The following is a 12,290-nucleotide window of genomic DNA, read 5'->3' as shown; positions in this document are numbered from 1 at the left end:
AGTAAGGGCACACGCAGTTCGCGGCGCAGATGCCGTCAACTGCTGCAACGGCTGTCTGGCAAGGAGAGGCGCTTTCAGGCGTGGGTCAATCATCGAATCTCCAAAGCTATTGTCTCTAGGGCAAAGACCACAAACAGCGCTATTGCCCTGGAAGATCTGACAGGGATCCGGGAAAGGGTCAATCAACAGCCATGCAGCAAAGCCGAGCGGCACAGGGCCAACAGTTGGGCGTTCTACCAGCTCAGGATGTTTGTGGCCTACAAGGCTGCCATCGCCGGAGTGTCTGTAGTACTGGTCCCGCCTGCCTACACGTCGCAGACCTGCCACCGGTGTTTGCATATCCATCCCGACCCTGCGCAATCCTACCGCAATGGGAAGCAGTTTAAGTGTGGGCACTGTGGATGGGAAGGGGATGCGGACTGGAATGGGGCCAACATGATTGCCAAACTTGGGGCTGTCGTAAACCAGCCTAGAGGTCCGTGGTTGGCTTGCCAACTGCAGGGCTACCGTTCGCGCCAGCGGGCCGGAGGCCTTAAGCCCGCCCTGTACTGTGAAGCAGTTAGGGTCGGGTAGTTTACTGAAACAGGTAGGCCAGCCCCACCAGCAAGGCCACTAACCCCACCGCTGTCAGGGTGAAGTGAAGCAGGGAAGTCTTGCCTTTGCGCACCATGTTGCGCATGGCCAGGCGGGTGTAACTCAGCTGGGGGGGGGATCCCGCCCCAACCGAAGGAGAATCTGCAGAAGAAGGCTGCGGCATCAGGATAACCAGAGCGATAATTTACCCTACCTTCAGGCTAGCTTAATCTGCTCCTCCGGATAGAGGTGTTTCCCAAGCTTCGACCTTTCCGCTGAAGAGGGGCCATAGCTGTCGCGCGGGGATCTTCCGGTGCCAAAATAACGACAGCATCCCCCTCTTTTGCCCCCCATGTTGCAAGTTCAGCATCTTTCCTACCATCCGGCAGGCGTTTCCCAGCCCATTCTCAACGATCTTTCCTTTGAGTTGGGCCTGAACCAGTTGGGGCTGATCGTGGGCAAAAGTGGGGCGGGCAAGAGCACCCTGCTGGAGATTTTGGCTGGCTTGGCGCGGCCCACCCAAGGACGGATTACCTGGGGAGGGGCAGAACTTTCCCCCAACCGCTTGCGCAGCATGGCGGGGTTGGTGTTTCAGTTTCCAGAGCGCCACTTTTGCGGCTTGACGGTGCTGGAGGAAATGCGCTTTGGTTATCCAGAGCTACAGAGAAAAGAGATCGAAAACGCCCTCAGACAGGTGGGATTGGAAGGGATCCCTCTACATACCTCCCCAAACCGCCTCAGCGGCGGGCAACAGCGGCGCTTGGCCCTGGCCGTCCAGTTGATCCGTGGCCCGTTTTTGCTGTTGCTGGATGAGCCGACGGCAGGATTGGATTGGTCGGTGCGACGGCAGTTGATCGAGCTGTTGGCTCGGCTAAAGTCCACCTGGACGGTGTTGGTGGTTTCCCACGACCCGGAGGAGCTGTCCTCCATTGCCGATGTGCGGTGGACATTGCAGGCGGGATCCCTGAAGCTGTTGCCGACGGAGGCTTTGCTTCACAGGTAGCGGCGGGGATCCACCGGTTGGCCATTGACGCGCACTTCAAAGTGAACATGGGGCCCGGTGGAGAGGCCGGTGGAGCCGGAAGCAGCAATTGCTTGCCCCCGCTGTACCTGCTGGCCTACCCCAACGGCAACGCGGCTGTTGTGGGCGTACAGGGTGGTGATGCCGCCCCCGTGATTCACAATCACCGTGTAGCCATAGCCGCCGTACCAGCCGGCGTAGATGACGGTGCCCCGGTCGGAGGCTCTCACCGCAGTGCCGGTGGGCACACCAAAATCGATCCCCGCATGAAAGCGGCGACTGCGGTAGATGGGGTGAACCCGCCAGCCAAAGCCGCTGGTGATCGGCCCGCGCACCGGAGCAATGAATCGGCCTGTCCCTTGAACGGGATCCCTGCCCCCCTGCTGTTGGGCCTGCTGGGCGATCAGTTGCTGGATGAGGAGAGTCAACTGTTGGGAATCGGCTTCCAGCCGCCGTTGGGCTGCTTCATAGGCCGCGCGTTCGTTGGCCAAGCGGCTCAACAGCTGCTCTTGGGCGACCGCCTGCTGCTGCAGTTGGTTCTTCTGGGCGGCCAGCTCCTGCAAAATCAAAGAGATCTCGTTGCGCTGCATCTCCAGGGCAATGCGCTGTTGATCCACCTCCTTGGCCATTGCTTGCAGCTCTTGGATCAACTGCCGATCCGCCTCGATCAACAGTTGCAGTTGGTGGCGGCGGTCGAAAAACTCGTTCAAGTCACGGCTGGTGAGCAGCAGAGCCCACCAATGTTCAGCCCCCTGCCGCTGCATGTAGCGCAAACGGGCCGCCGTGCCCTGTTGCTGCCGTCTCAGGCGGTCTTCCAGCTCCTGTAGCTCCTTTTGAGCTTGCTCCAGGGCTTTCTGGGCTTGTTCCAGACGATACTGATTGTCGCGAAGGCTGGATTCGGTCTGTCGAAGGTTTTGCCGCAGGGATCCCATGCGGCGGCGGGCTTCTTCTTCTGCTTGGCGCAGTTCTCCCAAGCGGCGCTGAGTGCTCTGGATTTGGTGCTGGATCTGCTGCTGCCGCTGTTGCAATTGGTTGACATTCTGCGCCTGAGACGGGGCAACCCCCCCCAGTCCCCCCAACAGCAAGAGGGTGAGCAATCCGAGCGCTATCCACCCTTTTAGCCTGTGTGCCCCACGACTGAGACTCGTCATTCCTCACACCCTCTGCGACTGACCCATCGACCCTAAGGATACAAAGATCCCCACGGATCTGAATCGGGCCTGAGCTGGCTATTTAGGGCTACTCCGAACAGCAACAGAAGAGCCAGACAGTAGCGACTCCACCTCCGGATCCCACAGGCCTGACGGCATGCAACTCAAGCGGCAGCAACCTCAACGGACTAGAAAAACTAGGAAATGACGATAAACTGGCCGCTCACCTGCTGGCAAACCTCACGCTTAGAAGGCCAACCAAAAAGTTGCCTCATACAGACGGGATACCTTGCGGCACCTTTGGTTTGAGGAATCTTCCTCCTCTTCTCTGCTGAGTTCAGCACCGGTTAGGGAGACAACAAGGCCAGAGCAGGAACCAGCAACGCCGTGAAAAGCTGGGAAAAGCAAACACTCTGGCAAAGGCCACGAACGCGCAAACAGTTGCCCCTATAAAACACCGGCTTTGCTTGTTCCTGAGTCATCTGCTAGGCTTTCCCTTGAAAGAAAAGACGTTTAGGCTTTATGGTTTGTCATTATTTCATTGGCAGGCTGACTTTTTCGTTTTTGGATTGCAATTAAACTTAAGCTAAACCCAAGCAACTGCAAAACACTGAGCGGGTATTTTCCTACAGATGGCATTCGAGGATGCTGAGTGCAGTTTCAGAAAAGGGTCACAGCACCCCTGGTTACTCCATCTGTGGCAGCAGCCGCTGATTGCCGTGATCCGCCTCTGGGCCAGCCCAGCCCAAGCTCTCGAGGGAGCCATGCTGGCCATCCGAGCCGGGATCCGCCACATTGAAATCACCACGCAAGTTCCCCAATATTTGGAGCTGATTGCCCAACTGCGACAAGACCACCCGCAGTGTTGGATAGGGGTGGGCACTGTTCTCGATCGGCAGGTGGCGGAGCAGGCTTGGCAGGCAGGAGCCCAGTTTTGCGTTTGCCCCTTCACCGATGAGCAAGTTATCCGCTGGGGTCGGGAGGTGGGGCTGCCCATCGTGCCCGGTGCCCTCACCCCCAGCGAGATCTGGAGGGCGTGGCAGGCGGGGGCAACGGCAGTGAAGGTGTTTCCGGTGGAGAGCATGGGGGGATCCCGCTACCTGCGCCATCTACAATCGGTGCTGGGATCCCTGCCGTTGATCCCCACCGGGGGAGTCACCTTGGCCAAGGCAGCGGAATACCTGCAAGCAGGGGCCTGGGCAGTGGGCATTGCCGGGGATCTGTTCCCGCCAGAGGATTTGCATTCGGGCTGCCATGAGCTGGAGAATCGACTACGACAGGCGCTGAAACAGCTGGCAGAGCAAAGAAGCAAAACCTGGCCCAATCTGGGCAAACCAGTAGAATAAGGGGCGTGGTGTGAGTGAGGCCCGCATGGATGGATTTTTAGATCTCTATCTGCAATTCAACATCCCAAGCCCGATTGAAGAAGCCACTTGGCGTCATTGGTTCGAGATCTGGCTGAAAGAGCTGGGAGTCCAGGAGCCATGCGAGCTCAGCCTTTGCCTCACTTCCGATGAACACATCCGCCAGCTCAACCGCGAGTTTCGCCATCTCGACGAGCCCACCGATGTGTTGGCCTTTGCCGCACAGGAGATGCTTGCCCCCTTTGGGATCCAAGACATAACGGGGGTACGCCTACTGGGGGATATTGTGATTTCGGTGCCCACCGCCCGCGCACAGGCCAAGGCGCAGGGGCATCGTCTTTCGCAAGAGTTGGCCTGGTTGGCCAGCCACGGGTTGCTCCATCTGCTGGGGTGGGATCACCCGGATGAACTGTCCCTACAGCGCATGTTGCAGCAACAGCGACAGTTGCTCGCAGCCATCCAACTGGATGGGGAGGTGGCCCATGGCCAACAGCCCTAGTCGGTTGCCGGAGCGTTCTCGCCTGGCGGTGTTCCGGCGGCGCGTCCATTCCAGAGACCCAGCGCAGCCATCTGAGGCGGATCGGGCAGCCAGTGCCGAGCCTTTGGGAAGGGATCCCTGGCGACGCCCCCCCTCTTGGCAAGTGGCCGACAACTTGGGCAAAAGTTTCTACTACGCGGGCAAGGGCTTGGTCTATGCCATCCGCACCCAGCGCAACTTGCGCATCCACATGGCGGTGGCGGTGATAGCCTTTGGCCTTGGGCTGGGCCTGCGGCTGAGCGCTGTGGAAATGGCCCTGATCAGCCTGACCAGCGGTTTGGTGATGGCGCTGGAGCTGGTGAATACCGCTCTGGAAGCAGTGGTGGATCTCACCCTGGGCAGCAAGTACCATCTCCTGGCCGAGATCGCCAAAGATTGCGCGGCGGCAGCGGTGTTGATGGCGGCAGTGGCGTCCTTGATGGTGGCGGCTTGGCTATTTCTTCCGCCCTTGGTGTTGCTGCTGCAAGATGGCTTCCCGGCAGCAGGGTAGCTCCCCGATTGGACAGGAAGTTTCCTATCCAGACGGCTGGGAGTGGATCACCACCCGTCCTCCCTGCCGGTCCAGGTTGAGCAGTTTGGCCTCCGCTTCAATATCCAACTGCGCCCAAGCGCTGACCATCGCGGATCCCACCCGTTCCCGATTCTCGGGAGCACAGAGGGCCAGAAGAGTGGGGCCGGCTCCGCTGATCACCACTCCATAGGCTCCGGCAGCCATGGCTGCAGCTTGAACCGTTTTGAACCCGGTGATCAGCTCCATACGCGCCGGCTGGTGCAGCCGATCCTGCAGGGCCACCTTCAGCCAGTCCACCCGCCCCGACTGCAGGCTGCGGATGAGTAGGCCCAGATGGCTGCTGGAAAAAACTGCATCCGCCAAGCTGACGGATTTGGGCAGGATCTCGCGGGCCGCTTGGGTGGAAAGCTTAAAGTTGGGCACTACGGCCAGGATGCCAATGCTCTCATGCCACTCCACCGGACAGAACACCCATTGCCCCTGCTGTCCCTGCACACAAAGCTGACAACTGCCCTGCAGGGCGGGCACCACATTGTCTGGGTGGCCCTCCAAGGCAATAGCCAGTTGTAGAAGGGTTTCGGGAGCTAAGTTGAGTGCTCCAATGGCATTGGCCCCCAGCAAGCCGCCGACAATGGCGGTGGCAGAACTGCCCAACCCCCGCGCCAGGGGCACGTTGAGGGTAATTTCGATTTCTACCCCCGGCACAGGCTTACTCAGCAACTCAAAGGCGCGGCAAAAAGCCCGGTACACCAGGTTGTCCTTGCTTTGGCTGATGTGGTCGCTGCCGCGGTAGTGGATGCTGAGGCCAGAAGGGATCTCGCGAAAATAGAAGTGATTGTAGAGCTCTAGGGCTGCACCGATGCAGTCGAACCCTGGCCCCAAGTTGGCGGTGGTGGCCGGGACGATCACCTCTACGCGTTCTTTGACCAAGGGGACAACTCCTCAGTGAACGGTGGGTAACTCAATGTTTGCGGGTTAGTGCCTGCGGGCTCCCATTATCCTACGAACGATGGCCAGACCTTGGATATTCTCGCCACCTCTGCTCGGTCTGCAGCTCGCCGAGGCAAACGCGCTGATCCAGCGGAGCTTTTGGACTATCCCGAAAGGTTTCTGACCATGATTGGTTCTTGTGACTTATTTGTGACTTCATTGAGTATCGGGAATGTTGGGCCTGTTTCAACTCCAGCCTTTGCCATTGGCTGAACCCATCAGGGATCCTGAAAGAAGTGCGGGAGGGATCGGGGGGTGCAGGGGCTGTCTTGGTTGGTGTTGGGTTTGAGCTATGTCGGGTTGGGACTGGGATCCCTGCCTAGGTTGCGTATGAACCGGGCCACCATCGCCCTGGTGGGATCCGCCCTGTTGATTGGCTTGGGGACCTTGTCGCTACGGCAGGCTTGGGAAGCCATTGACCCGACCACGATTGTGTTTCTCCTGAGCATGATGGTGGTAAATGCCAGCTTGTCCTATGGGGGGGCTTTTCAGTTGGCTTTGCTGGGCTTGATTCGGGTGAGCCGCAGCCCCTTTGGTCTGTTGATCATGCTGGTGTTCGGCAGCGGGCTGCTCTCGGCTTTCCTGCTCAACGACACGCTGGCGCTGGTATTCACCCCCCTAACTTTGCAAGTCACAACGGTGTTGGGGTTAAACCCGATCCCCTACCTGCTGGGCTTGGCGGCAGCCACCAACCTGGGATCCGTCGCCACCCTGAGCGGCAACCCGCAGAATATCCTGATCGGCTCCTTCTCTGGGATCGGCTACCTGGAGTTTGCTGCCCAGATGACCCCCATTGCCGTGGTGGGGCTGCTGCTGGAAGTGGGGTTGCTGTGGCTGTACTACCCTGAGGTGCGCTCGTTGAAACCCTTTGCTCGGGTGCCTTGGCTGCCGCTGCGGCTCTACCCGCCCCTGTTGCGCAAGAGCGTGGTGATTACGGGGGGGCTGTTTGTGGCCTTTGTAGCCGGACTTCCCTTGGCAGAATCGGCCTTGGTGGCGGCAGCCCTGTTGTTGATTACCCGCAGGCTGAAGCCGGAGCGATTTTTGGGGCAGGTGGACTGGAATCTGCTGGTGATGTTTTCCGGGCTATTTATCCTGACGCGGGCAACGGGAGAGCTGGTAACTGTTTGGGGGATGAGCTTGGGATCCTTGGCAGAGAGTCTGGCGGGATCCCCTCTTGCCCTGCTGAGTAGTGTGGCCGTTTTATCCAACCTCATCTCCAATGTGCCGGCGGTGCTGTTGCTGCAATCGTTCCTGCCCCGACAGGAGACCACCGCTTGGCTGTTGCTGGCTGCTGGCTCCACTTTGGCAGGCAATTTGACACTATTTGGGGCGGTGGCCAATTTGATCACAGTCGAGGCAGCGGCCAAAAAAGGCTATGTGCTTTCGTTTGGGGAACATCTGCGCTTTGGCCTGCCCCTCACTCTCCTAACCCTGGGGTTCAGTGGGTTGTGGCTGTGCCAGCCCTTTCTGTCTTCCCCATCGCTCAGATGACCTCTGTCGAGGGATCCAGTGGGGCTGTGACTGGCTTGTCGGGATCCCTGTGTATGATGGGAAAAAGAGTTTAAGAAACGTAACGTGTCTTCTCCGCTATCGCAGGCAGTTATTTTGATCACAGGGGCAACAGGGGGTATCGGCAGCGTCCTGGTGCCCATGCTGGCTCAGGCCGGATCCCATCTGGTGTTGGCCGCTCGGCGAGAAGAGCCCCTGCGAGCTCTGGTGGAGAAATCAGCCTCTTTGGGGGCTGCCTCTGGATTGGGGATCCCCACTGATGTGACGGACTATGCCCAGGTAGAGGCACTGGTCAACCAAACGGTGCAAAAGCATGGGCGCATTGACGTGTTGATCAACCTGGCCGGGGCCGGGATCCTGAAACCTGCTCCGCAACTAACCCCCGCAGACCTAGAGCGGATGATAGCGGTCAACCTGAAGGGCAGCTTCTACACCAGCCAACTGGCTGCCAACCCCATGCGGGAGCAAAAATCCGGCCACATCCTCAATTTCCCCGGCGTCCTTGGACGTCATCCCATGGCGATGGCCTCTGCTTACTGTGCGGCCAAGTTTGGGGTGGTCGGGTTTAGCAAGTGCATGGCCGATGAGCTGAAGCGCTTTGGGGTCAGATTTACGCTGTTTTACTTCGGGGGCATCGACTCACCCTTCTGGGATCCCATCAGCCTGAAGGTGCAACGAGACAAGATGCTCAGCCCTGCCACGGCTGCGGAAGCCATCTGCTTTGCCCTTACAGCGCCCGCCGGTGCTGTACCGAGCGAGATAGTGTTGCAGCCGGAAAGCCACCAATTCCTTTGACCAAGTGTTTTGCCGTCCTTTTGCTGGGGTTGAGGCAGCAGCAGCTTGTCTTTTGGTGAAACAAGCGCTCGAGTTTCTCTCCGAGGCTCCCCCCGTCTCAATTCTGCTCTCCGCAGCCCAAAGCGCCAGCGGGGATCCTCATTTCTCGACGGCAACGTTGGATCAGATCTCCCGACACCCCCACCAACCGTCCTAGCCATTCGTCCGGCACAGAAGCAAGCAACGCCGGCCCAAACTGCTGATGAAGATGCTGCCAGAGAAGGGTAGCCCGCCGCCGGCTGGGGTAAGCCTCTGTCAACTTTTGCAGGATCTCGGTGCTGCGAGCGCGACGACGATAGCCCCACTGACGCTCCAAAAAAGTGGCAGGGGCCTGCAGATACACTTGGCCAAAAGGACTCCGTCCCGCTTACGCGATCGGCAAAACCGCTCGGCAATCGCGATCGATGGCCAGGCCAACGGCTGCACCAAACTCCAGCAGCTCGACAATATGAGCTTTCTCCAGCAACAGCCCATGGGATCCCATTCCCTTAACCAGCCAAACCTGACCGCTGCGTACCTGCTCCAGAAGGGTAGAGGGATCCCGAAGCCTAGCCCAGAGTGGCGGTTCAACCTGCTTTCCAGGGCACGTCTGACCCGTACAGCCCAGTGAGTCAGAGCCGTTGATGGGTGTGGGGGTGCTGTTTGATGTTGTCGGCATCCTTCACCTCCACAACCGCGTTGAGGATCCGTCGGGGCTCAACGCTGTGATTGAGCTTAAACACCCCCCGCTCTGGAGTGCAGGTTTGGTGCAGGGGGATATGGCGAAACTGGGGCTTGCTGCGATAGGTGCGGGCCGCTGCTTGCACCCGTTCCACGAAGTCTTCTCCCAACAACACCCCTGGCGGGAAAACATCGGCAGGCAAAGTTGGGATCCCGTTGTTCACGATCTCGGCGTAGGTTGTGGCGTAGAGGAGAACATAGGAAGTGCTGCGGCGTTCTTGGGCTAGGCAGTCCAAATCGGCAGCAGGCACCGGCTCGGCCACCAAAACCTCTACCAGGCGACCTTCCTGATCCTGCTGGAAGCAAGTGGCCACTCCCAGCACCACGTACTCCAGTCCTTGCACTGGGCTGGAGCCAAGGTGAGTTTGAGCAGTATCGGACATCGATGCCGATCTCCAAGCGGGGGAGCGAACTTTCACGGCTCCGGCAGGCGCCAAGATCCCTCAAGCCGGGCGCAGTTCTCACCATAGCAACAATTTTTGCGTCGGGCAGCGGGAGCTGTTGCAAGATAGAAGGCGGATCCCAGCCTAGCTCTCTGTGAAGGATGACAGGGGCAGCATTTGGCTACAGGGATCCAAAATTTGCTTTACTGTAGCGAAGCGGGGTCAGTACTGCCCGAGGGGAGCAAGGGGTTGGGTTCCAGGCACCTTTGGCAACCCTTGATTCATCATTATCTAGGAAATACTTGCTCTAAGGATCCGACCATGGCGGATGGCGAATACAGACCAGGCTTGGAAGGCGTTCCGGCCACACGCTCCAACATTAGTTTTGTGGATGGCCAGGCGGGGATCCTGGAATATCGGGGCATCCCCATCGAGGAATTGACCGCCCACAGTACCTTTCTGGAGACAGCCTACTTGCTGATCTTTGGCAAGCTGCCGACCCAATCGGAGCTGGACAACTTTGATCAGGCAATCCGCAGTCATCGACGGGTGAAATACCGCATCCGCGACATGATCAAGTCGTTTCCAGAGTCGGGCAACCCGATGGATGCTCTGCAAACCTGTGTGGCGGGCTTGGGGCTGTTTTACCCGCTGCGGGAGATGGATCCCGACTATGTATTCGGCACCGTCACCCGCTTGCTCTCCAAGCTGCCGACCATGGTGGCCATGTTCCACCAGATGCGACAGGGCAATGATCCCATTCCCCCGGACGATAGTCTGGATCACGCTTCCAACTTTCTGTACATGCTCTCGGGCAAGAAGCCGGATCCCTGGTTGGCCCGCATTTTTGACATCTGCCTGATCCTGCACGCCGAGCACACAGTCAATGCCTCCACGTTTGCCCTTCTGGTGAGCGCTTCCACGCTGGCTAACCCTTACAGCAGCCTGGCCACGGCGGTGGGTACCCTTTCGGGGCTGTTGCACGGGGGGGCCAACCAACAGGTGATGATGCTGCTGCGGCAAATTGGCTCGGTGGAAAATGTGCGCTCGTTTATCGAGGAGAAACTGGCCAAAAAACAGCGCATCATGGGCATGGGTCACCGGGTTTATAAGGTGAAGGATCCGCGGGCCACTATCCTGCAGCGGCTGGCCGAAGAGCTATTTGAGCGCTACGGCCACGACAAGTACTACGACATTGCCCTGGAGGTGGAGCGGGTGTGTGAGGAGTTGCTAGGGCCGAAGGGGATCTACCCGAATGTGGACTTCTACTCAGGGTTGGTCTACGCCAAGCTGGGGATCCCAGAAGATTTGTTTACACCGGTGTTTGCCATTGCCCGAGCGGCGGGTTGGCTGGCCCATTGGCGGGAGCAGTTGTCCGATAATCGGCTTTTCCGACCCACCCAGGTGTACACAGGCGAACGCCAGCAACGCTACATCCCCATAGAAGAGCGGGGTTGAGAGCCGTTTGACAGGGCGCTGGGCCGAGATCCAAACTCAGTAAGGCCCAAGTCGTGCGTGAGGTGGTGTGTTGAGCCTCTTGGACTCTCCCCTTTGGCGAGACGGATTCACCCTGTTTCTGAGCCTTGTGGTGCAGGCCATGCCATTTCTGCTGCTGGGGGTGTTTCTATCGGGGCTGCTGGCGGTGTTTGTCGAGGGATCCCAGTTGGCCCGTTTCCTGCCCAAAGGCAAAATCGGCAGCGCGGTGGCCGGTGGCGCTTTAGGATTCTTTTTCCCGGTGTGCGAGTGCGGCAACCTGCCGGTGGCCCGTCAACTGGTGATCAAAGGGATCCCACCCCACGTGGCGGTGGCCTTTCTGTTGGCGGCGCCGGTGTTTAACCCGGTGGTGATCTTTTCCACTTGGATTGCCTTTCGCTCCATGCCGGAGCTGGTGATCTACCGAGTTCTCTTTTCCTTCGGCATTGCGGTTGTCGTCGGCTTGATCTTCAGCCTGCAAAAGGATTTCCAGCCTCTGTTGCAGCCGTCAGTCTGGCGGGAGCTGCAGCGCAATTGCTCCCAAGAAGCTGATCCGAAGAACATCTCCCGCTCGCCGTTGTTGCAGGGGGGCACCTTCTGGATTGGATCCCAGAGCCCTGCTCAAGGGGCCTCTGGCGGATCCCTGGCCACTTTACAAACGGCTGAAGACGTATATCGCTCTGCTCTGGCCGCTGCGCCTTCTCCCTCCAGGGGACAAAAAGGAGTTCTCCTGCTGCAGACCTGGGCCAGGGAGATCCGCGAATTGGGATCCGTGCTCATCTTGGGCTCGGCGATGGCGGCCCTGATTCAAACGGTGATCCCGCGTTCGTTTGTGCTGGATTATGGCCAAGATGCATTGCTCTCAATCCTGATCATGATGGCCCTGGCCGGGATCATCTCCATCTGCTCGACGGTGGATGCCTTTTTCGCCCTCTCCTTTGCCGCCACCTTCACGCCGGGATCCCTGTTGGCTTTTATGGTGTTTGGGCCGATGGTGGACTTGAAAGCCATAGGCTTGATACTCACTCTGTTCAAGCCCCGCGCCATTTTCTACTTCGTGATCTTGGTCTTTCAGCTTACTCTGGTGGGAGCTTTAGCCATCAACTACTATGGCAGTTAAAGCGTTTGTTTGAACCTTTCTCCACAGGGACACCCTCTCCATCCACTCTCCGTCAAATATTCGTCAAATATAGTTGCTTCAGTTTAGGGTAAGACGCCTGGGC

General features: G+C 58.7%; 15 protein-coding genes. 9 read left to right on the top strand and 6 right to left on the bottom strand.

Going from position 1 to position 12,290, the window contains the following annotated elements; all coding sequences use genetic code 11:
- Window positions 1–573, top strand: a 573-nt coding sequence (locus ACVWXW_RS08660; RefSeq protein WP_457403549.1) for an RNA-guided endonuclease TnpB family protein, incomplete at its 5' end; no start/stop codon positions are given.
- Between the two features lies 1 nt (window position 574).
- On the opposite strand, the gene ACVWXW_RS08655 is transcribed toward ACVWXW_RS08660, so the two are convergent.
- Entirely contained in the window at window positions 575–757 is a 183-nt protein-coding gene (locus ACVWXW_RS08655) for a DUF3285 domain-containing protein (RefSeq protein WP_457403548.1), read from the bottom strand.
- Window positions 758–925: 168 nt separating this feature from the next.
- On the opposite strand from ACVWXW_RS08655, the gene ACVWXW_RS08650 reads away from it, so the two are divergent.
- Window positions 926–1,576 (top strand): ABC transporter ATP-binding protein, encoded by a 651-nt coding sequence (locus tag ACVWXW_RS08650; RefSeq protein WP_011433492.1) that lies wholly within the window; start codon window positions 926–928, stop codon window positions 1,574–1,576.
- Here the strand turns inward: ACVWXW_RS08650 and ACVWXW_RS08645 are convergent.
- Entirely contained in the window at window positions 1,567–2,691 is a 1,125-nt protein-coding gene (locus ACVWXW_RS08645) for a murein hydrolase activator EnvC family protein (protein WP_238376740.1), read from the bottom strand. The two genes, ACVWXW_RS08650 and ACVWXW_RS08645, sit on opposite strands and share 10 nt — an antisense overlap.
- A 686-nt stretch (window positions 2,692–3,377) precedes the next feature.
- On the opposite strand from ACVWXW_RS08645, the gene eda reads away from it, so the two are divergent.
- From eda to ACVWXW_RS08630, 3 genes are all read left to right on the top strand, one after another.
- Window positions 3,378–4,091 carry a bifunctional 4-hydroxy-2-oxoglutarate aldolase/2-dehydro-3-deoxy-phosphogluconate aldolase gene (gene eda, locus ACVWXW_RS08640; protein ID WP_011433494.1) on the top strand — a complete coding sequence of 238 codons (714 nt, stop codon included), beginning with the start codon at window positions 3,378–3,380 and terminating at the stop codon, window positions 4,089–4,091.
- Between the two features lie 25 nt (window positions 4,092–4,116).
- Window positions 4,117–4,608 carry an rRNA maturation RNase YbeY gene (gene ybeY, locus ACVWXW_RS08635; RefSeq protein ID WP_011433495.1) on the top strand — a complete coding sequence of 164 codons (492 nt, stop codon included), beginning with the start codon at window positions 4,117–4,119 and terminating at the stop codon, window positions 4,606–4,608.
- A gap of 103 nt (window positions 4,609–4,711) precedes the next feature.
- A complete protein-coding gene (locus tag ACVWXW_RS08630; protein ID WP_011433496.1) occupies window positions 4,712–5,137 on the top strand; it encodes a diacylglycerol kinase family protein in 426 nt (141 codons plus the stop codon).
- Between the two features lie 24 nt (window positions 5,138–5,161).
- Here the strand turns inward: ACVWXW_RS08630 and thrB are convergent, their stop codons facing one another.
- Window positions 5,162–6,088, bottom strand: a complete 927-nt coding sequence (gene thrB, locus ACVWXW_RS08625; RefSeq protein WP_011433497.1) for a homoserine kinase — start codon at window positions 6,086–6,088, stop codon at window positions 5,162–5,164.
- 315 nt (window positions 6,089–6,403) lie between these two features.
- Here thrB and ACVWXW_RS08620 point away from each other — a divergent pair, with 315 nt between their 5' ends.
- Together ACVWXW_RS08620 and ACVWXW_RS08615 are read left to right on the top strand one after the other, a co-directional pair.
- Window positions 6,404–7,639, top strand: a complete 1,236-nt coding sequence (locus ACVWXW_RS08620; RefSeq protein WP_457403546.1) for an anion transporter — start codon at window positions 6,404–6,406, stop codon at window positions 7,637–7,639.
- Window positions 7,640–7,723: 84 nt separating this feature from the next.
- On the top strand, window positions 7,724–8,452 hold the full coding sequence (locus tag ACVWXW_RS08615) for an SDR family oxidoreductase (protein WP_457403544.1): 729 nt from the start codon (window positions 7,724–7,726) through the stop codon (window positions 8,450–8,452).
- A 97-nt stretch (window positions 8,453–8,549) separates the two neighbouring features.
- On the opposite strand, the gene ACVWXW_RS08610 is transcribed toward ACVWXW_RS08615, so the two are convergent.
- From ACVWXW_RS08610 to ACVWXW_RS08600, 3 genes are read right to left on the bottom strand one after another with little or no spacing between them, the layout of a single operon-like run.
- Window positions 8,550–8,834 (bottom strand): hypothetical protein, encoded by a 285-nt coding sequence (locus ACVWXW_RS08610; protein WP_457403543.1) that lies wholly within the window; start codon window positions 8,832–8,834, stop codon window positions 8,550–8,552.
- Between the two features lie 24 nt (window positions 8,835–8,858).
- Window positions 8,859–9,149: a hypothetical protein gene (locus ACVWXW_RS08605; protein ID WP_148202743.1), complete on the bottom strand. Its 291-nt coding sequence runs from the start codon at window positions 9,147–9,149 to the stop codon at window positions 8,859–8,861.
- Window positions 9,103–9,594: a hypothetical protein gene (locus ACVWXW_RS08600; RefSeq protein ID WP_414341729.1), complete on the bottom strand. Its 492-nt coding sequence runs from the start codon at window positions 9,592–9,594 to the stop codon at window positions 9,103–9,105. The genes ACVWXW_RS08605 and ACVWXW_RS08600 overlap by 47 nt, the downstream gene beginning before the upstream one ends.
- 321 nt (window positions 9,595–9,915) lie before the next feature.
- On the opposite strand from ACVWXW_RS08600, the gene ACVWXW_RS08595 reads away from it, so the two are divergent.
- Together ACVWXW_RS08595 and ACVWXW_RS08590 are read left to right on the top strand one after the other, a co-directional pair.
- Complete coding sequence (locus tag ACVWXW_RS08595; RefSeq protein WP_414341728.1) at window positions 9,916–11,052, top strand: citrate synthase; 1,137 nt, start codon at window positions 9,916–9,918, stop codon at window positions 11,050–11,052.
- Window positions 11,053–11,131: 79 nt separating this feature from the next.
- Window positions 11,132–12,187: a permease gene (locus tag ACVWXW_RS08590; RefSeq protein ID WP_457403550.1), complete on the top strand. Its 1,056-nt coding sequence runs from the start codon at window positions 11,132–11,134 to the stop codon at window positions 12,185–12,187.
- Window positions 12,188–12,290: the final 103 nt, after the last annotated feature.

This window comes from Thermostichus sp. MS-CIW-30 (assembly GCF_054058015.1).
Note: the sequence above shows the minus strand (reverse complement) of the source record. Positions and strands in the feature narration are given on the sequence as shown.

What these genes read in the sequence shown, in the direction of transcription:
- ACVWXW_RS08655 (WP_457403548.1), bottom strand. Translation starts at nt 757, where the DNA reads ATGCCGCAGCCTTCTTCTGCAGATTCTCCTTCGGTTGGGGCGGGATCC.
- ACVWXW_RS08650 (WP_011433492.1), top strand. Translation starts at nt 926, where the DNA reads ATGTTGCAAGTTCAGCATCTTTCCTACCATCCGGCAGGCGTTTCCCAG.
- eda (WP_011433494.1), top strand. Translation starts at nt 3,378, where the DNA reads ATGGCATTCGAGGATGCTGAGTGCAGTTTCAGAAAAGGGTCACAGCAC.
- ybeY (WP_011433495.1), top strand. Translation starts at nt 4,117, where the DNA reads ATGGATGGATTTTTAGATCTCTATCTGCAATTCAACATCCCAAGCCCG.
- ACVWXW_RS08605 (WP_148202743.1), bottom strand. Translation starts at nt 9,149, where the DNA reads ATGCCGACAACATCAAACAGCACCCCCACACCCATCAACGGCTCTGAC.
- ACVWXW_RS08600 (WP_414341729.1), bottom strand. Translation starts at nt 9,594, where the DNA reads ATGTCCGATACTGCTCAAACTCACCTTGGCTCCAGCCCAGTGCAAGGA.
- ACVWXW_RS08595 (WP_414341728.1), top strand. Translation starts at nt 9,916, where the DNA reads ATGGCGGATGGCGAATACAGACCAGGCTTGGAAGGCGTTCCGGCCACA.